The sequence below is a fragment of the Kribbella sp. NBC_00359 genome, from assembly GCF_036097425.1.
Taxonomy (GTDB): Bacteria; Actinomycetota; Actinomycetes; order Propionibacteriales; family Kribbellaceae; genus Kribbella.
Map to the genome: position 1 here is coordinate 5,379,049 of NZ_CP107975.1, position 23,185 is coordinate 5,402,233.

The following is a 23,185-nucleotide window of genomic DNA, read 5'->3' on the forward strand; positions in this document are numbered from 1 at the left end:
CCATGCGCGTAACGCCCCGTCGCGGCCAATGTTACAGAGCGGAGCCCGAAGACACGCCCGGCCCTCTCGACAGACGATCACGAAGCGTCGTCCGCAGGCCCCTGGGGACAAGGAAACGCGACCGTCACAGCCGCCCACTAGGATGGCTCGGGTGTCACTCAGAACCTCTCTGTGACTCCATCAGCAACTTGCAAGCATTGGATCAGTTCATGCCATCGATTACCCGCGAAGAGGTCGCGCACCTGGCGCGACTGGCGCGGATCGAGCTCACCGATGACGAGCTCGACCACCTCGCGCCACAGCTCGACCAGATCATCACCCTGGTCGGGCAGGTCAGCCAGGTGGCCGCGGACGACATCCCGCCGACCTCCCACGCCCTGCCGCTGACGAACGTGATGCGCGCGGACGAGAACGTGCCGTGCCTCACCCCGGAGCAGGCGCTGTCCGGCGCGCCGGCCGCGGAGGAGCAGCGATTCCGGGTGCCGCGGATCCTGGAGGAGGACTGATGACCGACCTGATCCGTAGGACCGCGGCCGAGCTCGCGGAACTGATGACCTCCGGCCAGGCCAGCTCGGTGGAGATCACCCAGGCGCACCTGGACCGGATCGCGGCCGTCGACAGCGACGTGCACGCGTTCCTGCATGTCGACACCGACGGCGCGCTGGCGCAGGCCGCCGCTGTCGACGCGAAGCGCGCGGCGGGCGAGCAGCTCGCCCCGCTGGCCGGTGTCCCGCTGGCGCTGAAGGACGTGCTGACCCAGGAGGGCGTGCCGACCACGGCCGGTTCGAAGATCCTCGAGGGCTGGAAGCCGCCGTACGACTCGACGGTCGTGAAGCGGCTGAAGGCGGCCGGCATCGTCATCCTCGGCAAGACCAACATGGACGAGTTCGCGATGGGCTCCTCGACGGAGAACTCGGCGTACGGCACCACCCACAACCCGTGGGACCTGGGCCGGATCCCCGGTGGTTCCGGCGGCGGTTCGTCGGCGGCCATCTCGGCGTACGAGGCGCCGCTCGCGATCGGCACGGACACCGGCGGCTCGATCCGGCAGCCCGGTGCGTTCACCGGCACGGTCGGCGTCAAGCCGACGTACGGCGGGACGTCACGCTACGGACTGATCGCGCTGGCTTCGAGCCTGGACACGCCCGGCCCGTGTGCGCGGACGACCCTGGACGCGGCGCTGCTGCACGAGGCGATCGCCGGGTACGACCCGATGGACTCGACCTCGATCAACCAGCCGGTCCCCGCAGTCGTCGCGGCGGCGCGCAACGGTGACGTGACCGGTCTGCGCATCGGTGTGGTCAAGGAGCTCGGCGGCGAGGGATACCAGCCGGGTGTGGAGGCGCGCTTCCACGAGGCGGTCGAGCTGCTCACCAAGCTCGGCGCCGAAGTGGTCGAGGTCTCGTGCCCGTACTTTCAGTACGCGTTGCCGGCGTACTACCTGATCCTGCCGAGCGAGGCCTCGTCCAACCTGGCCAAGTTCGACGCGATGCGGTACGGGCTGCGCGTCGGCGACGACGGCACGAACAGCGCGGAGACGGTGATGAGCCTGACCCGCGAGGCCGGCTTCGGCGCCGAGGTGAAGCGCCGGATCATGCTCGGCACGCACGCGCTCTCGAGCGGGTACTACGACGCCTACTACGGGCAGGCGCAGAAGGTGCGGACGCTGATCGCCCGCGACTTCGCCAACGCCTACGAGCAGGTCGACGTGCTGGTCTCGCCCGCGACGCCGACGACGGCGTTCGCGATCGGGGACCGGATCGACGACCCGATCGCGATGTACAAGAACGACCTGTGCACGATCCCGTCCAACCTGGCCGGCAACGCGGCCGGCTCGTTCCCATGCGGCCTGGCGGACGAGGACGGCATGCCGGTCGGCTTCCACGTGATGGCGCCGGTGATGCGCGACGACCTGTGCTACACCGTCGGCGCCGCGCTGGAGTCGGCCCTGGCCGATCAGTGGGGCGGCGTGCTGATGACCAAGGCTCCGGAGCTGGAGGTGACCCGATGACCGCGACCGTCCTCGAGATCGACGACGCGCTGGCGCAGTACGACCCGGTGATGGGCCTCGAGGTCCACGTCGAGCTGAACACGAGGTCGAAGATGTTCTGCGGCTGCCCGACCGAGTTCGGTGCGCCGCCGAACACGCAGACCTGTCCGGTCTGCCTCGGCCTGCCGGGCGCACTGCCGGTGGTGAACAGGGTCGGCGTCGAGTCCGCGATCAAGATTGGCCTGGCGCTGAACTGCGAGATCGCGGAGTGGTGCCGGTTCGCCCGGAAGAACTACTTCTACCCGGACATGCCGAAGAACTTCCAGACCTCGCAGTACGACGAGCCGATCGCGTACAACGGCTGGACCGAGGTGGTAGTCGACGGCGAGACGTACCGGATCGAGATCGAGCGCGCCCACATGGAGGAGGACACCGGCAAGTCCACCCACGTCGGTGGCGCGACCGGCCGGATCCATGGCGCCTCGCACTCGCTGGTCGACTACAACCGGGCCGGCATCCCGCTGATCGAGATCGTCACCAAGACGATCGAGGTACCGGGGGACAAGGCCGCCGCGGTGGCCCGCGCGTACGTGAGCATGCTGCGCGACCTGCTGCTCGCGCTGGGCGTCTCGGATGTCCGGATGGATCAGGGGTCGCTGCGGTGCGACGCCAACGTGTCGCTGAAGCCGCACGGCTCGACCGTCCTGGGCACGCGGACCGAGACCAAGAATGTGAACTCGTTCCGCTCGGTCGAGCGCGCGGTGACCTACGAGATCACCCGGCAGGCAGCGGTGCTGAACTCCGGCGGCAAGGTCCTGCAGGAGACCCGGCACTGGCACGAGGACACCGGCATCACCACGTCCGGCCGGGAGAAGTCCGACGCGGACGACTACCGGTACTTCCCGGAGCCCGACCTGGTCCCGATCGCCCCGTCGCGCGAGTGGGTCGAGGAGATCCGTTCTTCGTTGCCCGAGGCACCTTCTCTGCGCCGGGTCCGGCTGCAGGAGGAGTGGGGTTTCACCGACCTGGAGATGCGCGACGTCATCAACGGCAACGCGCTCGAGCCGATCGTGGCGACGGTCGGGCTCGGCGTGACGCCGGCCGCCGCGAAGAAGTGGTGGCTGGGTGAGCTCGCCCGCGCGGCGAACGAGTCCGGCCAGGACCTGGACGCGCTGGGCGTCGGCCCGGCCGAGGTCGCCGAGGTGCAGAAGCTGGTCGACGACGGCTCGCTCAACGACAAGCTCGCCCGGCAGGTGTTCGACGGCCTGATCAAGGGCGAGGGCACGCCGGCCGAGATCATCGAGAAGCGCGGACTCGCGCTGGTCTCGGACGACTCGGCGCTGATCGAGGCCATCGACCGGGCGATCGCGGCGAACCCGGATGTGGTCGAGAAGGTCAACTCCGGCAAGCCGGCCGCCGCCGGTGCACTCATCGGCGCGGTGATGAAGGACATGCGCGGCCAGGCCGACGCGGCCAAGGTCCGCGAACTCCTGAACGCGAAGCTGGGGATCTGAGGTAGTCGCCGGACCCCGGGGGGCTCACCCTGGGGTCCGGCGATTCTCAGCTCAGGCGGCGTCCTTCTCGTTCTGCTCCGTACGCCGCTTCGGCTCGTGCTGCGGCGCGTCCGCGATCACCTCGCGCTCGACCCGGCCGTCGTCGATGTCCGCGGCGTCGGCCAGCAGGGTCTGGGCGACGGAGAGCTCCTCGGGCGGGCAGCGCACCTCGTAGCGGGTGGGCACGATCTCGATGGAGACAGCGTCGGGGCGGTTGCGGACGAGTCCCTTGAACAACCCCCACAGCCCACCGATGAGAGCGCCGTACACGAAACCCCACACGACGACGGCGAGACCGGTCAGCGTCGTCTGGGCCACGAGCGTGACGAAGATCGCGGCGAGTACGCCGAGCAGCGCACCCTGCAGCGTCCCGGCACCGGTGAGCCGGGCGACCGGGATGGCTCGCTGTCTCTCGGCTCGCCGGAGCCCGGCGCCGACCACCTCCAGGCTGGCCGCGTCCATCCCGTAACTTCGCAGGTAGCCGACCGTCCGCTGAGCATCCTCGTAGCTGCTCACCGAACCGATCACCCTGCTGGGAACACCGGACACCTGGCCGGTCCGCATACCGATCTCCTCCTCCGAACGCTGGCTTTCCTCCACAAGTACCAGACGGCCAAAGGTTTGAAACGGTTGGCAATCAGCGGCTGATCGTGATCCGGAGGATCCGGTCGTCGCCGCCCCGGGGGTCGCCGCGCCCGTCGGTGTTCGACGTGGTCAGCCACAGCGACCCGTCCGGAGCCACCTCCACGGTGCGCAACCGGCCGTACTGGTTGGTGAAGAACGCCTGCGGCTCGCCGATTCGCTTGCCGTTGGCAACAGGTATCGCCCAGAGCCGCTGCCCGCGCAGCGACGCCATGAAGATGTACCCCTGGGCGAACGCGATCCCGGACGGCGACGCGTCGGAGGTGTGCCACTGGGCGATCGGGTCGGTCATCCCGTCGAGGTGGCTGATCCCCTCGGCGGCCGGCCAGCCGTAGTTCGCGCCGGGCGTGATCGCGTTCAGCTCGTCCCACGTGTTCTGGCCGAACTCGGCTGCGTACAACTGGGTGCCGTCGAAGGCGAGACCCTGAACGTTCCGGTGGCCCTTGGTGATCCACAGGCGACCGTCCGGGTTGCCCGGTGCCGCCTTGCCCTCGGTGGTGATCCGCAGGATCTTCCCGCCCAGCGATCCGTCGTCCTGCGAGTTCGGCCGATCCGAGCCGTCACCGGTCCCGGCGTACAGGAATCCGTCCGGCCCGAACCGCAATCGCCCGCCGTTGTGGATGGCCGCGGAGGGGATCCCTTCCAGGATCACCTGCTGGTCGGACAGCTGGTTGTCCTGGTACGTGATCCGGGCGATCCGGTTGTCGTCCCCGCCGGAGTAGTACGCGTAGATGTACGGCTTCCCCGGATACCCCGGGTCCACCGCCAGCCCGAGCAACCCACCCTCCGCCGACGCGTTCACATCCTCCACGGTGCCGACGTCACTCACCTGGCCGCCGGCGATCCGCTTGATCTTCCCCGAGTCCCGCTCCGCCACCAACGCACTCTTGTCCGGCAGGAACGCCAGGCCCCACGGCACCTGGATCCCGGTAGCCACCGTCGAAGCGACAGTGAGCTTCACGGCACCAGGCTGCACCCCCGTACCGGACGTAGCCGGTGCAGAAGCACTACCAGAACTACTCGGTGTGGCCTCAGAGCACCCAGCCACCAACGCCAGCGCAGTCAACACCACCGCAGCCCGCCCCCGCCGCCTGACAGTCGTCCCGACCACGCCGTCTCCTCTGCTAGTCCTGCCTACTAATACACCGCAGGTCCAACAACGGTTCAGCTGAGCCAGGTGGGGCGGAGGGGGAAGTGGGCGTTGGCGTCGTCGTCGAGTTTTACGGCCAGGACCTGGTGGAGTTGGGTGTTGTTCCGTTCGAAGCCGACGCGGCAGGCGGCCAGGTAGAGGCCCCAGATCTTGGCCGTGGGGTGGCCGACCTCGGCGACGGCCTCGTCCCAGTGGGCGACCAGGTTGTCGGACCAGGCGGCCAGGGTGAGGGCGTAGTGCTCGCGGAGGTTCTCCTCGTGGCGGACCTCGAAGCCGGCGTCCTGGGCCTCGGCGATGATCCGGCCGGAGCCGATCAGCTCGCCGTCGGGGAAGATGTAGCGGTCGATGAACGCGCCGGTGGAGCGGAAGCGGTTGTCCGGGCGGGTGATGCTGTGGTTCAGCAGCCGGCCGCCGGGCTTCAGCCGGTCGAGCAGGAACCCGAAGTACGACGGGTAGTTGCGCACGCCGATGTGTTCGGTCAGGCCGATCGAACTGATCGCGTCGAAGTCGCGCTCGGCGACGTCCCGGTAGTCCAGGAAGCGGACCTCGGCCAGGTGCTCGAGTCCTTCCCGCTTGATCGCCGCGTTGGCCCACTCGGCCTGGGCGGATGACAGCGTGACGCCCAGCGCACGAACGCCGTACTCGCGGGCCGCGTGCCGGACCATGCCGCCCCAGCCGCACCCGACGTCGAGGAGTCGTTGCCCGGCCTGAAGGTCGAGCTTCCGCGCGACCAGGTCGTACTTCTCGTACTGCGCCTCCTCCAGCGAAGCCTCCGCGGTCGGATAGACGGCACACGTGTAGGTCATCGACGGGCCGAGGATCCACTCGTAGAACGTGTTCGACACGTCGTAGTGGTGGTGGATCGCCGCCTTGTCCCGGGCCTTCGAGTGCCGCAGTCCCTCGAAGGTACGACGCCACTTCGGCAGGTGCTCCTGCGGCGGCGGAGGCGGCGGCTTCAGGTGACTCCAGCCGAGCCCGCGGACGATCCGCAGCGCCTCCGCCGTCGTCGGACGCTCGAAATGCACCTGGTTGAGCATCATCCGCATCAGGTCGTACGGATTGCCCTCGTGGATGCCGGTGATCTCCAGATCGCCCATCACGTACGCGCGGACCAGGCCGAGGTCCCCGGGTGCCGTGAGTACGTAGGACAGGCCGCGCTCGGAGGCCAGATGCATGTGGATCGGCGAGTCCTCCGGGCCGGTCGCGCTCCCGTCGTACGCCGTGAACCGGAACGGCAGGCCGGCCGGAGTCACCGTGGTTAGTGCGTCAGCGATCGAAACCTGGGTCGCGAGCGTCGTCATCGGCGCGTCACCGCCTTTTCGTAGAGCCCGGTGAGCCGGGCGTTCGGGTCGTAGCGTTGCTTCACCTCGGTCAAGGCCGGGACGTTGTAGAGCCGGTCGAAAGTGTCTCGGTCGTAGTACGCGTCGGAGTACAGCGATTTGTGCCCGCCGAACTCGGCCACCGCGGCCTCGATCCGCCGGTTCACGTCACCGTCCGAGGCGCCGGCGGCGATCGCCACGGTGCCCCAGAAGCCGACGTTCACATAGGTCTCGCCGGGCTTGAGCGGGTACAGCGGCCAGTCCGCCGACCCACGCAGCCGGAGCGGGCACAGCCAGACCGGCCGCATCCCGACCTCGGCGTCGAACCAGCGCAGGAACCCGGCCAGCCGGTCGACCGGGATCTCCACGTCCTGGACGACGCGTTCGCGATCCGGCCGTCCGCGCCGGCGGTCCAGGCGTGCGGCGAAATGATGCCGGTTCTCGAAGCCGACGATCTTGTGGAAAACATCGCTCCGCCGCCAGCGTCGCGGCCACAGGCGCCGTACCACCGGCTGCTGCGCGCCGAACGCGGCCGAGCACCAGAACCAGTCGGTGTCCCAGCGCCACAGGTAGTCGTGCGCGGTGAGGAAGTCCGTCGGGCGCTGCTGGATCGAGCGGTAGTAGATCTGCTGGCCCGTGTAGTCGCTGGTCCGCACGGCGGCGTCGCTGTTCCGCCCGAGGGTCAGGTACGCCTCCGACGGGCTGAACGCGACCCCGTCGACGAACTGCACCGGCTCCCCGTCGTACGTGCTCGAGGCAACGATCTCGTCGATCGCCGGGGCCAGCTCGTCGAGGCCGAGGCGGACGTGCCGGAGGGCGACGTACGGCGAGATCCGGTCGAGCTCGATCGTCAGCCGGGTGGCGTAGCCGAGGGTGCCGTAGGAGTTCGGGAACATCCGGAACAGGTCCGCGTGCTCACCCTCGGGGCGCGCGGTGACCAGGTCGCCGGCGCCGGTGAGGATGTCGAGTTCCAGCACGGACTCGTGCGGCAGTCCGGCCCGGAACGACGACGACTCGATGCCGAGCCCGGTCACCGCGCCGCCGAGCGTGATCGTCTTCAGTTGCGGCACGACCATCGGGGTCAGCCCGTGCGGGAGCGTGGCCGCGACCAGGTCCTCGTAGGTGCACATGCCCTGGACGTCCGCGGTCCGCGCGGCCGGGTCGACGCTGATCACGCCGGTGAGCCTCGACACGTCGAGGCCGGGGCGCTCGACGTCCGCCCGTGGGCGGAACAGGTTCGAACTGCGCTTCGCCAACCGGACCGGCTCGCCCGGGGGGATCCGCTGGTACGACTCCTTCAACCGCCCTACGGCCTGATCATGCTCGAGCGTCGCCGCCAGATCCGATGTCGAAGGCACCGATCCAGAGTACGACGACGCCCGGTGTCTGGCACGGGTGTTCAAAACTGTCCTCTCACCCGAGTAGGTTCGTGGGCATGGCTGATGTGGTGAAGGCATGGCTGCCCTGGGAGGACCCGGACACCTTCCTCGGCGGGCTGCCCGCGGGATTCGATGTCGACTTCTACGACGGCGGGGAGCGGCCGGAGTCGCTCGCCGAGGTCGAGGTCTACGTGCCCGGATACATGGGTGGCTCCCGGGTGATCGACATCGTCGGCGAGATGCCGGCCCTGAAGGTCGTGCAACTCCAGACCGCCGGGTTCGAGCACGTGCTGCCGCACCTGGCCGAGGGCGTGACCCTGTGCAACGCGCGCGGGGTCCACGACGCGTCCACCGCGGAGCTCGCGGTCGCCCTGATCCTGGCGTCGTACCGGCGCCTGCCGCGGGCCGTCCGCGACCAGGAGAAGCAGCTCTGGCCCAACTCGTACGACGAGGTCGACGACTCACTCGCGGATCGCACGGTGCTGATCCTGGGCTACGGGTCGATCGGGGAGGCGCTGGAGCGGCGGCTGAGCGGGTTCGAGTGTGAGGTGATCCGGGTCGCGCGGCGGGCCCGGGACGGCGTACATCCGATCAGTGAGCTGCCGGAGTTGCTGCCGCGGGCGGATGTCGTCGTCCTGCTGACCCCGGCGACCGCGGAGACGCGCGGGATGGTGGACGCGAAGTTCCTGGCGAGCTTGAAGGACGGCGCGCTGTTGGTGAACGTTGCTCGCGGTGTCGTCGTCGACACCGACGCGTTGCTGGCCGAGCTCGGCACGCGACGGATCAGCGCAGCGCTTGACGTCACCGACCCCGAGCCACTGCCCGCCGGTCATCCGCTCTGGTCGGCTCCGAACGTACTGATCAATCCGCACCGGGGCGGTGCCTCGACGGCGTTCGCGCCGCGGGTGGCGCGCCTGGTGCGAGCACAGCTGGAGCGCTACGCCTCCGGCGAACCGCTGATCAATGTGGTGGCAGGTCCACCACGCTGAACGAGGAGGACAAGGATGTCCGAGGCCGTACTGCTGATCGGGACCAAGAAGGGGCTCTGGATCGGCCGGAGCGATGCCGCCCGCCAGAACTGGACTCTCGACGGGCCGCACTTCGAGATGCAGGGCGTGTACGCCGTGGGCATCGACACCCGGGGTGAGCGGCCACGGATGTTCGCCGGCGGGACCAGCGAGCATTGGGGACCGGCCGTCTTCCACTCCGACGACCTCGGTGCGACCTGGGACGAGCCGCCGGAGGGATCGATCGGATTCCCGGCCGACGCCGACGCCTCACTCGAGCGGGTCTGGCAGATCCAGCCGGGACCGGCCGGTCAGCCGGGTGTCGTGTACGCCGGGACGCAGCCGTCGGCGCTGTGGAAGTCGACCGACGGGGGAGTGACGTTCGAGCTGGTCCGCGGGCTCTGGGACCATCCGCACCGCAAGGAGTGGGGCGCCGGCTTCGGCGGTCAGGCGGTGCACACGGTGCTGCCGCATCCCACCGATCCCGATCAGGTCAGCGTCGCGATGTCGACCGGCGGGGTCTATCGGACGGCCGACGGCGGCGCGTCGTGGGCGCCGGCGAACCACGGGATCCAGGCGAAGTTCTTCCCCGACCCCTACCCGGAGTTCGGTCAGTGTGTGCACAAGCTGGCCGCGCATCCCGCCGTACCGGAGCGGATGTTCGCGCAGAACCATCACGGCGTCTACCGGTCCGACGACGGTGGGGCGATCTGGAAGTCGATCGCGGACGGGCTGCCGTCGGACTTCGGGTTCCCGATCGCGGTGCATCCGCACGAGCCGGCGACGGTGTACGTCTTCCCGCTGATCGCGGACGGCAACCGGATCCCGACCGAGGCCAAGTGCCGTGTCTACCGCTCCCGCGACGCCGGGGCGACCTGGGAGCCGCTGACCACGGGTCTGCCCGATGTGTCTTACGTCCCGGTCCTGCGCGACGCCCTCACCACCGACACCGCCGACCCGGCCGGTGTGTACGTCGGCACCCGCGACGGCTGCGTCTACGCGAGCGCCGACGCCGGTGACACCTGGGTCGAGGTGGCACGTCACCTGCCGGATGTGCTCACCGTGCGCGCCGCGGTGATCTGATGATCTCCGTCCGCCTGCCGACCGTCCTCCGGCCGTTCGCGGGCGGAGCCGAGTGCGTCGAGGTCGACGGCTCCACCGTCGCCGAGGCCTTCGCCGCCCTCGACCCAGTGCTGCGCCGGAGGTTGACCGACGAGCAGGGCGCCGTTCGCCGGCACGTCAACATCTACCTCCACAACGACAACATCCGTGACCTCGACGGCCTCGGCACGCCCCTCCAAGACGGAGACGAACTCCTGATCCTCCCCAGCGTCGCCGGCGGCTGACACCGGGCCCGACTGTGCGCGTGACGGGCAGCGATCGGGTGGTGGCGTAGGGGTGTGCTTCGGGGGCGAGGGGTTGTGACCGGGTCGGGGCCCGGCTTACTGTCGGCGGAGGGGTCGACGGCGGGGCCGTCGCCTGGGGGGCGCCTGGGGGAGGGGGCCCTGTGCACGCGTTTCTGGATCGTCTCGGCCGGGGGGCCGCGCGGTTCCACTGGTTCGTGATCGCAGGCTGGCTGGTGCTGGTCGTCGGATTGTTTGTACTGCGGTCCGCGTTCGGCGGCACGTACGTGAACAACTACACGGTCCCGGGCAGCGAGTCGTCGGCCGGACTGAACATCCTGAACAAGGACTTCGCCACCGCCGGCGGCTACTCCGGTTCGATCGTCTTCCACGCGAAGACCGGCACGGTCTCCCAGCAGGCCGACGCGGTGAAGACGTCGATGGCCGCGGTCGCCAAGCTGCCGGACGTGGTCTCGGCCGTCGATCCGCTGGCGACGTCACAGACGGCGTACATCTCCAAGGACGGCAGCATCGTCAACGCTCCGGTCTCGTTCTCGGTGGTGCCGGCGTCGCTCGACAGCAGCTACGTCGACAAACTGGATGCCGCCGTCCAGCCGGCCAGGGCCGCCGGGCTGCAGGTCGAGTACGGCGGAGGCGCCGGCCAGATCGGGAAACAGGCGGACGACACACTGTCGGAGACCATCGGCCTCGCGCTGGCGCTGTTGTTGCTGTTCCTGATGTTCCGGTCCATCGTCGCGGCCGGACTGCCGCTGATCGCCGCGATCTTCAGCGTCGGCGGCGGGCTGGCCATCCTCGGTCTGCTCGCGGCGGTGAAGGACTTCCCGGTGTCGGCGCCGACGGTCGCCACCCTGCTCGGGCTCGGCGTCGCGATCGACTACGGGCTCTTCATGGTGTCGCGCCATCGCGAGCAGCTCGAGGACGGGATAGGAGTCGAGGAGTCGGCCGGTCGCACGGAGTCGACGTCCGGTGCGGCCATCCTGGTCGCCGGCGGGACGGTCGTCATCGCGATCCTCGGCCTCTACGTTTCCGGCGTACCGTTCGTCGGCGCGCTCGGTCTGTCCTCGGCCATCGTCGTCGCGGTGACCGTGCTGGCGGCGCTGACCCTCATCCCCGCCATGCTCGGCCTGGCGAAGTTCCTCGTCCTCAACCGCAAGGACCGGCACCATCTGGTGGAGGAGCGGGAGCTCGAGGCCGGGCTCCCGGACGAGCGAGCCGTGGCGGAGCACCGGGCGGAGGAGCGCGAGCAACGCGACCTCAAGCACGAGCAGAGCGCGTTCGCCCGCTGGGGGCGCAGGGTGAGCGATCGGCCGTGGCCCTACGGCATCGCCGCCACCCTCGTGCTGCTCATCCTGGCCATCCCACTGTTCTCGATGAATCTGGGCCAGCTCGACGCCGGCACCGATCCGGCGGCGGACTCGAGCCGGAAGGCGTACGACCTGATCGCCCAAGGGTTCGGCCCGGGTGCCAACGGTCCGCTGACGGTCGTCGTACAGCTCCCGTCCGAGAGTTCGACCGACAAGCAGACGTTGCTGACCGGCCTCACGTCCACGCTACAGAAGACCGCCGGGGTGGCCGCCGTCCAACCGGCGACCATGAACAGCGCCGGTACGACGGCGATCATCACCGTCATCCCGACCACGTCACCGTCGTCGGCGGAGACCGAGGATCTGGTCAACCGGATCCGCGACGACGTACTCGCGGGGCAGCAGGAGCCGACCTTCGTCGTCGGCACCACCGCCGGGTACGTCGACTTCACCGAGAAGGTGGCCGGGCGGATGCTGTGGCTGATCGGCGCCGTGGTGCTGCTCGCGTTCCTGCTGCTCACCGTCGCCTTCCGCTCGCTGCTGATCGGGGTCAAGGCCGCGATCCTCAACCTGTTGTCGGTCGGCGCCGCGTATGGCGTGATCGTCGCGGTCTTCCAGTGGGGCTGGGGATCCTCCCTGGTCGGGATCGACGAGAAGGTGCCGATCCCGTCGTTCGTGCCGATGCTGATGTTCGCGATCGTGTTCGGGCTGTCGATGGACTACGAGGTGTTCCTGCTGTCCCGGGTGCACGAGGCCTGGATCGCGACGAACGACAGCCATCGCGCCGTGGCGATCGGGATCGGCGCGACCGCGCGGGTGATCACCACCGCGGCGGCGATCATGATCGTGGTCTTCCTGAGCTTCGTCCTCGACGACGATCCGACGGTGAAGATGCTGGCGGTCGGCATGGCCGTCGCCGTTCTCATCGACGCCAGCATCGTCCGGATGATCCTGGTCCCGTCCGTCATGACCCTGCTCGGCGACCGGGCCTGGTGGCTGCCGGGCTGGCTCGACCGCATCATCCCCGACATCCAGCTGGAAGGCGGTCCGCAGCCGGCCCCGGCCGAGCGCGAGCCACCGAAGGTCGACGTCGCCTGATCAGTGCCGGAACAGCCGGACGCCGGTCGGCGACCAGGTGATGCCGCGAACGGCGCACGCCTCCGCGATCTCGTCCGACCGGATGGACCCGCCCGGCTCGGCGATGTGCGCGACGCCGTACCGGTGCGCTTCCTCGACGTTGTCGACGAAGGGGAGCGCACCGTCGGACACCATCGACACATCCGCGAGCACTTCGGATGAACGGCGGACCCACCACGCGGCAGCCTTCTCGCCGGCGAGGCGGGTGCAGTCGACCCGCGACTGCTGCCCGGCGCCGACGCCGATCGTCATGCCGTCCTTGACCATCGCGACCGTGTTCGACTGCGTGTAGCGGACAACGATCAGCCCGAGCAGGAGATCCCGGGCCGCCGCGTGCGGCACCGCGGGATCCAGCAGCTCACGAGTCAGCGGTACGTCGTCCCGCCGCTGAGTCAACCGCAGTCCGTAGAGCTCGCGAACCTCCTCCGCCGGCGGCTCGAACACCGGGTCCGCCTCCAGCACCAGAAAGCTCCCACGCTTCTTCGCAGCCAACGTCCCGACCACGCCCTCGTCGTACCCGGGCGCGATGATCCCGTCCGACACGACACGCTTGAGCACCCCGGCGAGCTCCTCGTCGACCGGATGCGAGACGGCAACGAAGTCGCCGTACGACGACTTGGGATCGGCATCGCGGGCACGCAGGTAGGCGCCGGCCACGCCTTCACTAAGCGCCGTCCCGGCGGGCGACACATGCTTGTACGACGCAGCCGCCGGAACGCCGAAGGCACCGGACGCCTCGCGGACGAGCTGCCACCCGGTCAGCGCATCCAGGACGTTGATGTACGACGGAACGCCCGACACGACTGTGAACGGGGAGCCGCCGAGAGCCGTCATCGTGGCGGGCTGGTGGGGATTCATGCCATAGCGCATCAGGAGCCTCCGAAACGAGAGCCGGAGGCGCCCAGGCGGACGACGCCTTGTTCACAACCCGCTCCCCGGTGGTACTCCACCCTCGCCAGTCGCGGTCTACGGACAGCTTAGTCGCGCCAGCTGCCGGTCCAGTCATAGAGCGCAGCGGTGGTCGCGTACTCGCGGAGGTACGCGATGCGACCCTGGTCGAGTCGCGCGATCGTGGCGCCGTCGAACGCGCCGGGTTCGCCCTTCCACGTGCACTCGAAGCGCCACTCGACGACCAGCGTGTCGCCGGCCGCTGCCGATGACGTGATCTCCCAGGCGTCGACGGTGCCGCCGGCACCGAACCAGGCGTTCATCCACTGCTCGACCCGCGCCTTGCCCCGATAGACCGGCCCATACGACTCGATCACCACGCAGTCGTCGGTCAACGTGTCCAGAACGGCCGCGATGTCGTGCCGCCGCCACCCGTCGACGTACGCCTCGAGTCGGGTGCGACCGCTGTCGGTCGGCGGGTGACTGATTCCGGTCATGTCGGCCTCCTGTCACGGCAGTCTGGTGACCGCGCCGGTGGGATCGGATACCAAGGGTCACGACGCACCGGATCGGTGCCTATGGCAAGACATCCGCACCTGATCGGTGCCTACAGCAAGGATGGTGTACCCGGTGGGGTTTCCACGATCTTTACCGATACCGGCGCTGCTGGCCAGCGGCGCGCTGGCGCTGTCCGGGCTGACTGTTCCAGTCACCGCTACCGCGGCACCGATAGTTGGCGCCCCGGCTCCCGTACTCGGGAGCCCCGCCACAGTGACGTTGCTGACCGGCGAACACGTCACGCTGCGGCCCGGCCCGGACGGGAAGCCACAGGTCGACGTCCAGTCCCGCGACGGTGCGCCGGCGGTCGGGTACGCCGTACGCAACGACCACGGCCGGATCAGCGTGATCCCGCACGACGTGGCGAGCCTGGTTCCCGCCGTACTCGACCCTGCCCTGTTCGACGTGACCGGCCTCGTCGAGATGGGGTACGACGACGCGCACCGCGCAGACCTGCCGGTGATCGTGCGGGAGAGCGCCGGCGCGCGGACGATGGCGAGCGGCGGCTTCACCTCGACGCGCACGCTGGCCAGCATCGGCGCGACCGCCGGCCGGATCGAGAAGTCCCGGGCGACAGCGTTCGGTTCGGCCCTGACGGCCGCCCGGTCGCCTCGGCCGGCCAAGATCTGGCTGGACACAGCCCTGCACGGTGACCCTGGGCCTGAGCGGCGCCCGGGACCGACGAGCAAGACGCCGCCGAGTAGCGGTTCCAAGGCCGCAGCGGCACCGCTGGACGGATATCTGAAGCAGGTGCAGGCGCCGACCGCGTGGCGCCGCGGCCTCGACGGTCACGGCGTGAAGGTCGCGATCCTCGACTCCGGCATCGACACCGGCCACCCGGCACTCGAGGGCAAGGTGACGGCCAGCGAGGACTTCACCGGCGAAGGCCCGCAGGACGACTTCGGTCGCGGTACCCAGATCGCGTCGCTGGTGGCCGGCAACGGTGCCGGGTCCGACGGCGCCCGGAAGGGCATCGCACCCGGAGCCGAACTGATCTCCGGCAAGATCCTCAACGCGGCCGGCGAGGGCACCGTGTCCGGGCTGATCGCGGCGATGGAGTGGGCCGTCGGTCAGCACGCCGACCTGGTCAACGTCAGCCTCGGCGCCCGCGCCCCGATGCAGGGTGACGACCTGCTGGCCGACGCGGTCGACCGGCTGACGGAGCAGAGCGGAGCCCTGTTCGTGGTCGCGGCCGGCGACGACGGGGACTTCCTCTACGCCACGCCGTTCTCGGTCGAGACGCCGGGTACGGCTGCCTCCGCGTTGACAGTGGGCGCGCTCGACCCTGCCGGCAACCGGGCCCGGTTCACCAGCATGGGCCCGACGTACTCCTGGCGGCAGAAGCCGGAGATCGCCGCACCCGGCACCGGCATCCTGGGCGCCCGGGCCGGTGCCCGCGACGGCGACCTGTACACAATGGGCCTCGGCACCTCCCGGTCCACGCCGCTGGTGACTGCGGCGGCTGCGTTGCTGCTTCAGCAGCACCCGGAGCTGACCTGGCAGCAACTGAAGGCGCGGCTGAGCAGCAGCGCTGCCGAGAGCACCGGTGTCTTCACGGGTTGGTACGGCAGCGGACAGGTGAACCTGGACATCGCGACATCCCCGACCGGCCTGGTGCCGAACGTCGGTGTGGTCGACTTCGGGCCGATCCGGCACCCTGACAACTCCCCGCAGAAGCGCACTCTCACGTTGTCGAACCCGAGCGCCGAGCCGGTCACGCTCACGTTCGCTGACCAGGAGGTGACAATCTGGAACAAGCAGGCACCCGCGTCCACGGTGACCGTGTCACCGGCCACCCTGACCGTGCCGGCCGGTGGGACCGCCGCCGCCACGGTGACCTTCGACCCGACTGGTCTGAGCGACGTCGTCGGGCAGTGGACCTCGATCGTCGACAACATCTGGGAGGGTGCGCTCGACGTCATCGACAGCGCCGGGAAACGGCGCCTGCGGCTGGCCCTGAACGCCTATGACGAGCCGCCGATGTACGACGCCTCGGTCCGGGTGCTCGATCGCAACGGCAAGCCGGTCTCCGGTGGCTACGTGAACGTGTTCAACAGCAGTGACGGCCACTTCAACCAGTTGTTCCTCGACGACCAGGGCCGTGCGACCAACCGGATCACGCCGGGCGTGTACATGGCCTACAGCTTCGTGCCCACGGGTGACACAACGACGTTCGCCATCGAGTCGAACCTCACCGTCACCGGGGACACCTCGTTCACCCTGGACGCTCGCAAGGCGATCCGGATGACGGCTCCCGCAGTCGAGGGCCAACCGACCACGATCACCGAGGGCGCGATCGCTTACACGCGTGGCAAGGGCAAGGACGAGTGGCAGGCGGACATTCTGCCGGTGACAGCAGCTGATCTCGCCGCCGGACGGATCTACGTCACGCCGACGACAGCTCCCGAGACCGGATTCGCCGAAGCGGTGACCCGGTGGCAGTTGCAGCCGACCAAGAAGACCCACAGCGACACTCCGGACGTGTACGAGGTCTACCAGGCCGCGAACCGTTTCACCGCACCGTTGGTGAAGCCGATCGACCGCAAGGCCGTCCGCGACATGGCCCGGATCGAGACCGGCTTCGGCGCCGCCTGGGGCGGCGACGACCGTTTCGTCGACCGCGGCATGCAGAGCCCGTTCACCGGGATCGGCTGGGCGAGCCGTCGGTCTGTGCCGACGCCCTCACGCCAGGTCGAACTCTTGTCCGCCGGTCCAGGAGTCGCCTGGTGGCAGTGCGACAAGGTGCCCGCGACCGGCAAGTCTCCCTTGTGCGACGAGCCCCGGACGTACCAGCGGGGTGAGAAGGTCGGTGCGGTGCTCGGCACCGCGCTGCATCCGCAGATCACCGGTGCAAGCCTGAGTAGCGGGGAGTTCGGCCTGCAGATCGGGCTGGCCGATGCCAACCACGTCGGCATTTTGGACGAAAACGTGGTGGGCGGACTGCGGCTGGCGCTGTACCGCAACGGCGAGTTGGTCGGCGACGTTCCGGGTCTGACCGAGATCTTCGAGGTGCCCACGGGCCCGGCACGCTGGCGGGTGGAACAGAGCTGGAAGACCGACAAGGTCCCGGCGTCAGGGGAGGCGAAGACCACGTGGGAGTTCGCCGCGACCTCGCCCACTGATCCGGGGGCGGACATGGTGCAGCCGCCGATGATCCGGCCGGCCTACAACCCGGATGTAGCGCTCGACGGCAGTGCACCGGCCTGGCGCCCACTGCCCTTCGATCTGAACGTCGGCTTCAAGTCCGGTGCCAGGGTGGACGTGAAGTCCGCGAAGCTGTGGCTGTCCTCCGACCGCGGCGAGCACTGGACTCAGGCCCCGCTGGCGCGGACCGGGGACGCTTACAAGACCGTAGTCGCGCCGTGGATGCTGCTGCCGGGCAAGACGCTGTCGGTCCGGACCGCGGTGACGGACCGGTCAGGCAACTCCGTGGACCAGACCGTGCTGGACCTGGTGCCCGTGCGCTGAGCCCATAGAGTGAGCTGCATGGTCGATCTGAAGCCACGCAGCCGCACAGTGACCGACGGCCTGGAAGCAACCGCCTCCCGCGGGATGCTCCGGGCCGTCGGCATGGGTGACGACGACTGGGCGAAGCCGCAGATCGGGGTCGCCTCGAGCTGGAACGAGATCACCCCGTGCAACCTGTCCCTCGATCGGCTCGCGCAGGCGGTCAAGGAGGGTGTGCACGCGGCCGGCGGCTATCCGCTCGAGTTCGGCACGATCAGCGTGTCCGACGGCATCTCGATGGGCCACGTCGGCATGCACTACTCACTCGTCAGCCGCGAGATCATCGCCGACTCGGTCGAGACCGTGATGGAGGCCGAGCGGCTGGACGGGTCGGTCCTGCTGGCCGGCTGCGACAAGTCGCTGCCCGGCATGCTGATGGCCGCGGCCCGGCTCGACCTGGCCGCGGTCTTCCTGTACGCCGGTTCGATCATGCCGGGCAGGCTCGGCGACAAGGACGTCACGATCATCGACGCGTTCGAGGCGGTCGGCGCGTGCCTGCGCGGCCTGATCACCCAGGACGAGGTCGACGCGGTCGAGCGGGCGATCTGCCCCGGTGAAGGCGCCTGCGGTGGCATGTACACCGCCAACACGATGGCCGCGTCGGCCGAAGCCCTCGGCATGTCGCTGCCCGGTTCGGCCGCGCCGCCGGCCGTCGATCGCCGCCGCGACGGCTACGCCCGCAAGTCCGGCGAGGCGGTGGTAGGCCTGCTGCGGAAGGGGATCACGGCACGCCAGATCCTGACCAGGGAAGCGTTCGAGAACGCGATCGCGGTAGTGATGGCGCTGGGCGGGTCGACGAACGCAGTCCTGCATCTGCTGGCGATCGCCCGCGAGGCAGAGGTGGATCTGACGCTGGAGGACTTCGCCAGGGTCGGTAGCCGAGTTCCACATCTGGGAGACCTGAAGCCGTTCGGTCGCTACGTGATGACCGACGTTGACCGCGTCGGCGGCATCCCGGTGGTGATGCGCGCGCTGCTCGACGCCGGCCTCCTGCACGGCGACTGCCTCACGGTCACCGGCAAGACCATGGCCGAGAACCTCGTCGACATCGCGCCGCCCGACGTCGACGGCACGATCATCCGCGCGCTCGACAAGCCGATCCACGGCACCGGCGGCATCACGATCCTGCACGGATCGCTCGCCCCGGAGGGTGCGGTGGTGAAGAGCGCCGGCTTCGACTCCGACGTCTTCGAAGGGACGGCGCGAGTCTTCGACGGTGAACGGGCTGCCATGGATGCAGTCGCCGAGCTGAACCCCGGCGACGTCGTCGTGATCCGGTACGAGGGCCCGAAGGGCGGCCCCGGTATGCGCGAGATGCTCGCCGTCACCGGTGCGATCAAGGGCGCCGGCCTCGGCAAGGACGTCCTGCTCCTCACCGACGGCCGCTTCTCCGGCGGTACGACGGGACTCTGCGTCGGGCACGTAGCCCCGGAAGCGGCCGACGGCGGCCCGATCGCATTCGTCCAGGACGGCGACCGGATCACCCTCGACGTGAAGATCCGCACCCTCGACCTCCACGTCACCCCCGAGAACATCGAACTCCGCAGGCAGGGCTGGAGCCCGAAGACCCCGTCCATCACCAAGGGCGTGCTCGGCAAGTACACCCGCCTGGTCGGCTCGGCGTCCCAAGGAGCCGTCTGTATCTAAGACGGTCATCTCAATAAGTGAGACACATGAGCGCCGAACTTGACCCGATCGCGGTGTGTCGGCGAGTGTTGCCTACATGCGATCGATTCTCCTCGTACTTGTGCGGCGCGCCGACTGACGCGACCACAGAGTCGAGCGCGCCCCCTTCAGCCCACCCGGCGGAGGGGGTTTTTTGTTGCCGATGCGACTATCTGCGACCCAGATGAGCAGCGACGACAACCAGGAGCGAGGATGGATCGGTCGCGACAAGCCAATCGTGACAGGACTTAGGGAAGGCACTCATGAGTGAGCAGCTGACCGGGGCACAGGCTCTGATCCGCGCACTGGAACATGCCGGAGTGGACACCGTCTTCGGCATCCCGGGTGGCGCGATCCTCCCGGCGTACGACCCGATGCTCGACTCGACCCAGATCCGCCACATCCTGGTACGTCACGAGCAGGGCGCCGGCCACGCCGCGCAGGGGTACGCCGCCGCGTCCGGCAAGACCGGTGTGTGCATGGCGACCTCGGGTCCCGGGGCGACCAACCTGGTCACGCCGATCGCCGACGCGTACATGGACTCCGTCCCGCTGGTCGCGATCACCGGTCAGGTGGCCAGCGCCGCGATCGGGACGGACGCCTTCCAGGAGGCCGACATCCGCGGCATCACGATGCCGATCACCAAGCACAACTTCCTGGTCAACGACCCGAACGACATCGCCACCACGGTGGCCGAGGCGTTCTACATCGCCTCCACCGGCCGGCCCGGCCCGGTGCTGGTGGACGTGACCAAGGACGCGATGCAGGCGCGGGTCGACTTCCAGTGGCCGACCGAGCTGTCGCTTCCCGGCTACCGGCCGGTGACCCGCCCGCACCCCAAGCAGGTGCGCGAGGCGGCCCGCCTGATCGCCGCGGCCGAGAAGCCGGTCCTGTACGTCGGCGGTGGCGTGATCCGGGCCCAGGCCGACGCCGAGCTGAAGGAGCTCGCGGAGCTGCTCGGCATTCCCGTGGTGACCACGCTGATGGCCCGCGGCGCGCTGCCCGACACCCACGAGCTGCACTTCGGCATGCCGGGGATGCACGGCTCGGTGTCCGCGGTCGGTGCGCTCCAGCGGTCCGATCTGCTCATCTGCCTGGGCGCCCGCTTCGACGACCGGGTGACCGGCCGGCTCGACTCGTTCGCGCCCGAGGCGAAGGTCATCCACGCCGACATCGATCCGGCCGAGATCGGCAAGAACCGCGCCGCCGACGTGCCGATCGTGGGCGACTGCAAGGAGGTCATCACCGACCTGATCGCCGCGCTCCGCACCGAGATCGCGAACTCCGGCCGCACCCCGTCGTACGACGCCTGGCGCCACCAGCTGGAGGCGGTCCGCGGCAAGTACCCGGTCGCGTACGACGAACCCGACGACGGCAGCCTGTCCCCGCAGTACGTGATCGAGCGGATCGGGAAGATCGCCGGCCCGGACGCCGTCTACACCGCGGGCGTCGGCCAGCACCAGATGTGGGCCGCGCACTACCTCCCGTTCGAGAAGCCGCGGCACTGGCTGAACTCCGGCGGCCTCGGCACCATGGGGTACGCCGTCCCGGCCGCGATGGGTGCGAAGGTCGCCCGGCCGGACAAGACCGTGTGGGCGATCGACGGCGACGGGTGCTTCCAGATGACCAACCAGGAGCTGGTCACCTGCGCGCTCGAGGGCATCCCGATCAAGGTTGCCGTGATCAACAACCAGTCGCTGGGCATGGTCCGGCAGTGGCAGACGCTGTTCTACGACAAGCGCTACTCCAACACCGACCTGCACTCGGCCCAGATCCCGGACTTCGCCAAGCTGGCCGAGGCGATGGGCGGCGTCGGGCTGCGGTGCTCCGACAAGGACTCGGTCGACGCCACCATCGACAAGGCGATGTCGGTCACGGACCAGCCGGTCGTGGTCGACTTCGTCGTGCACCGCGACGCAATGGTCTGGCCGATGGTCGCGGCCGGCACCAGCAACGACGACATCCAGATCGCCCGCGACATGGCGCCCAAGTGGGACACCGAGGAACTCTGATGAGCAAGCACACGCTGTCGATCCTGGTCGAGAACAAGCACGGTGTGCTGGCCCGTGTCGCGGCACTGATCTCGCGCCGGGGGTTCAACATCGATTCCCTCGCGGTCGGTCCGACCGAGCACCCCGAGGTGTCCCGGATGACCATCGCGGTCAGCGTGGACGAGCAGCCGCTGGAGCAGATCACCAAGCAGCTGAACAAGCTGGTGAACGTGATCAAGATCGTCGAACTCGAGCCCAGCCAGACGGTTCAGCGCGAACTGCTGCTGGTGAAGGTCAAGGCGGACACCCTGACCAGGGGACAGGTGCTGGAGACCGTCCAGCTGTTCCGTGCGAAGGTGGTGGACGTGGCTCCGGACGCGATCACGATCGAGGCGACCGGCAATCCCGAGAAACTCGAGGCCATGCTCCGGGTGCTGGAACCCTTCGGCGTCCGCGAGCTGGTGCAGTCCGGCATGGTGGCGATCGGCCGGGGCAGTCGCTCCATCTCCGACCGCACGCTGCGGCCGGTCCCGATGCCGCCGCCGCACGTCGCCTCCGGCACCCCGAACGTGCAGGCGCAACCCGTCGACCGAGCAGCACACCACCCGGTCCCCGCGCCTCCGCCGGGGCGCCCCGTGGCCCCGGCGCGTCAGGCCTGAACGCCGTACCCCATTCACTACAGAGGAGAAGAGCCCGAAGTGGCAGCTGAAATGTTCTACGACGACAACGCCGACCTGTCGGTGATCCAGGGCCGCCACGTGGCCGTGCTCGGCTACGGCTCCCAGGGCCACGCCCACGCGCTGTCCCTGCGCGACTCCGGCGTCGACGTCCGGGTCGGCCTGCCCGAGGGCTCGAAGAGCCGGGCCAAGGCCGAGGCGCAGGGCCTGCGGGTGCTCACCCCGGCCGAGGCGGTCGAGGAGTCCGACGTCATCGTCGTACTCGCGCCGGACCCGGCCCAGCGCAAGCTCTACGCGGAGGCCATCGAGCCGAACCTGGTCGACGGCGACGCGCTCGTCTTCGGTCACGGCTTCAACATCCGGTTCGGCTACATCAAGCCGCCGGCCGGCGTGGACGTGTTCATGGTCGCCCCGAAGGGCCCGGGCCACCTGGTCCGCCGCGAGTACACCGAGGGTCGCGGCGTACCGGTGCTGGTAGCGGTCGAGCAGGACGCCACCGGCAAGGCATGGGACCTGGCGCTCTCGTACGCCAAGGGCATCGGCGGTCTGCGGGCCGGCGGCATCAAGACCACCTTCACCGAGGAGACCGAGACCGACCTGTTCGGTGAGCAGGCCGTCCTCTGCGGTGGCGTGTCGGCGCTGATCCAGTCCGGCTTCGAGGTGCTCACCGAGGCCGGTTACCAGCCCGAGGTCGCGTACTTCGAGTGCCTGCACGAGCTCAAGCTGATCGTCGACCTGATCTACGAAGGCGGCATCGCCAAGCAGCGCTGGTCCGTCTCCGACACCGCCGAGTACGGCGACTACGTGTCCGGCCCGCGGATCATCGACGCGTCGGTGAAGCAGCGGATGAAGGAGGTCCTCGGTGACATCACCGACGGCACCTTCGCGGCCCGCTTCATCGCCGACCAGGACGCCGGCGCGCCGGAGTTCGCCGAGTTCCGCAAGAAGAGCCAGGAGCACCCGATCGAGGCCGTGGGTAAGGATCTGCGCGGCCTGATGGCGTGGGTCAAGTCGCACGACGACGACTACGTCGAGGGCAGCGCGGCCCGCTGAC

Annotated in this window: 17 protein-coding genes, 1 pseudogene and 1 riboswitch; of the genes and pseudogenes, 12 read left to right on the forward strand and 6 right to left on the reverse strand. The window is 69.2% G+C overall.

The features are described from left to right. The first annotated feature begins 209 nt into the window (after positions 1 to 209). The 3 genes from gatC to gatB are packed head-to-tail and all read left to right on the forward strand — an operon-like array spanning position 210 to position 3,504. Positions 210 to 506 (forward strand): Asp-tRNA(Asn)/Glu-tRNA(Gln) amidotransferase subunit GatC, encoded by a 297-nt coding sequence (gatC, locus tag OG876_RS26335; RefSeq protein WP_131355449.1) that lies wholly within the window; start codon positions 210 to 212, stop codon positions 504 to 506. Beyond that, positions 506 to 2,011 carry an Asp-tRNA(Asn)/Glu-tRNA(Gln) amidotransferase subunit GatA gene (gene gatA / locus OG876_RS26340; protein ID WP_328519315.1) on the forward strand — a complete coding sequence of 502 codons (1,506 nt, stop codon included), beginning with the start codon at positions 506 to 508 and terminating at the stop codon, positions 2,009 to 2,011. Before gatC ends, gatA begins: the two co-directional genes overlap by 1 nt. Next, complete coding sequence (gene gatB, locus OG876_RS26345) at positions 2,008 to 3,504, forward strand: Asp-tRNA(Asn)/Glu-tRNA(Gln) amidotransferase subunit GatB (protein ID WP_328519316.1); 1,497 nt, start codon at positions 2,008 to 2,010, stop codon at positions 3,502 to 3,504. The genes gatA and gatB overlap by 4 nt, the downstream gene beginning before the upstream one ends. Positions 3,505 to 3,555: 51 nt before the next feature. On the opposite strand, the gene OG876_RS26350 is transcribed toward gatB, so the two are convergent. The 4 genes from OG876_RS26350 to OG876_RS26365 all read right to left on the reverse strand — a co-directional run bounded on the left by OG876_RS26350 (position 3,556) and on the right by OG876_RS26365 (position 8,012). Continuing rightward, complete coding sequence (locus OG876_RS26350; protein ID WP_328519317.1) at positions 3,556 to 4,107, reverse strand: general stress protein; 552 nt, start codon at positions 4,105 to 4,107, stop codon at positions 3,556 to 3,558. 73 nt (positions 4,108 to 4,180) lie between these two features. Further along, complete coding sequence (locus OG876_RS26355) at positions 4,181 to 5,146, reverse strand: PQQ-dependent sugar dehydrogenase (RefSeq protein WP_328519318.1); 966 nt, start codon at positions 5,144 to 5,146, stop codon at positions 4,181 to 4,183. 203 nt (positions 5,147 to 5,349) lie between these two features. Further along, positions 5,350 to 6,636: a cyclopropane-fatty-acyl-phospholipid synthase family protein gene (locus OG876_RS26360; RefSeq protein WP_328519319.1), complete on the reverse strand. Its 1,287-nt coding sequence runs from the start codon at positions 6,634 to 6,636 to the stop codon at positions 5,350 to 5,352. Then, on the reverse strand, positions 6,633 to 8,012 hold the full coding sequence (locus tag OG876_RS26365) for an FAD-binding oxidoreductase (protein WP_328519320.1): 1,380 nt from the start codon (positions 8,010 to 8,012) through the stop codon (positions 6,633 to 6,635). Before OG876_RS26365 ends, OG876_RS26360 begins: the two co-directional genes overlap by 4 nt. Positions 8,013 to 8,089: 77 nt before the next feature. On the opposite strand from OG876_RS26365, the gene OG876_RS26370 reads away from it, so the two are divergent. The 4 genes from OG876_RS26370 (at position 8,090) to OG876_RS26385 (ending at position 12,806) form a co-directional block, all read left to right on the forward strand. Further along, positions 8,090 to 9,022 (forward strand): 2-hydroxyacid dehydrogenase, encoded by a 933-nt coding sequence (locus OG876_RS26370; protein ID WP_328519321.1) that lies wholly within the window; start codon positions 8,090 to 8,092, stop codon positions 9,020 to 9,022. Between the two features lie 15 nt (positions 9,023 to 9,037). Further along, a complete protein-coding gene (locus tag OG876_RS26375; RefSeq protein ID WP_328519322.1) occupies positions 9,038 to 10,123 on the forward strand; it encodes a WD40/YVTN/BNR-like repeat-containing protein in 1,086 nt (361 codons plus the stop codon). Then, positions 10,123 to 10,386, forward strand: a complete 264-nt coding sequence (locus tag OG876_RS26380) for a MoaD/ThiS family protein (RefSeq protein ID WP_328519323.1) — start codon at positions 10,123 to 10,125, stop codon at positions 10,384 to 10,386. The genes OG876_RS26375 and OG876_RS26380 overlap by 1 nt, the downstream gene beginning before the upstream one ends. Positions 10,387 to 10,547: 161 nt before the next feature. Further along, positions 10,548 to 12,806 carry an MMPL family transporter gene (locus OG876_RS26385; RefSeq protein ID WP_328519324.1) on the forward strand — a complete coding sequence of 753 codons (2,259 nt, stop codon included), beginning with the start codon at positions 10,548 to 10,550 and terminating at the stop codon, positions 12,804 to 12,806. Here the strand turns inward: OG876_RS26385 and OG876_RS26390 are convergent. Both OG876_RS26390 and OG876_RS26395 read right to left on the reverse strand, forming a co-directional pair. Beyond that, positions 12,807 to 13,730 (reverse strand): annotated as a pseudogene (locus OG876_RS26390) (5-aminoimidazole-4-carboxamide ribonucleotide transformylase); the annotation flags it as partial. It lies immediately after the preceding gene. 7 nt (positions 13,731 to 13,737) lie between these two features. Next, a riboswitch (ZMP/ZTP riboswitch) is annotated at positions 13,738 to 13,818 on the reverse strand. A gap of 4 nt (positions 13,819 to 13,822) precedes the next feature. Continuing rightward, positions 13,823 to 14,230 carry a nuclear transport factor 2 family protein gene (locus tag OG876_RS26395; RefSeq protein ID WP_328519326.1) on the reverse strand — a complete coding sequence of 136 codons (408 nt, stop codon included), beginning with the start codon at positions 14,228 to 14,230 and terminating at the stop codon, positions 13,823 to 13,825. A gap of 133 nt (positions 14,231 to 14,363) precedes the next feature. Here OG876_RS26395 and OG876_RS26400 point away from each other — a divergent pair, with 133 nt between their 5' ends. From OG876_RS26400 to ilvC, 5 genes are all read left to right on the forward strand, one after another. Beyond that, positions 14,364 to 17,759, forward strand: a complete 3,396-nt coding sequence (locus tag OG876_RS26400) for a S8 family peptidase (RefSeq protein ID WP_328519327.1) — start codon at positions 14,364 to 14,366, stop codon at positions 17,757 to 17,759. Between the two features lie 18 nt (positions 17,760 to 17,777). Continuing rightward, positions 17,778 to 19,445: a dihydroxy-acid dehydratase gene (gene ilvD / locus OG876_RS26405; RefSeq protein WP_328519328.1), complete on the forward strand. Its 1,668-nt coding sequence runs from the start codon at positions 17,778 to 17,780 to the stop codon at positions 19,443 to 19,445. A 281-nt stretch (positions 19,446 to 19,726) separates the two neighbouring features. Continuing rightward, positions 19,727 to 21,475, forward strand: coding sequence for an acetolactate synthase large subunit (locus tag OG876_RS26410; RefSeq protein WP_328519329.1), 1,749 nt, complete (start codon positions 19,727 to 19,729; stop codon positions 21,473 to 21,475). Further along, a complete protein-coding gene (gene ilvN, locus OG876_RS26415) occupies positions 21,475 to 22,113 on the forward strand; it encodes an acetolactate synthase small subunit (protein WP_442914025.1) in 639 nt (212 codons plus the stop codon). Before OG876_RS26410 ends, ilvN begins: the two co-directional genes overlap by 1 nt. A 51-nt stretch (positions 22,114 to 22,164) precedes the next feature. Then, complete coding sequence (gene ilvC, locus OG876_RS26420) at positions 22,165 to 23,184, forward strand: ketol-acid reductoisomerase (RefSeq protein ID WP_328526960.1); 1,020 nt, start codon at positions 22,165 to 22,167, stop codon at positions 23,182 to 23,184. The last annotated feature ends 1 nt before the right edge of the window (position 23,185 follow it).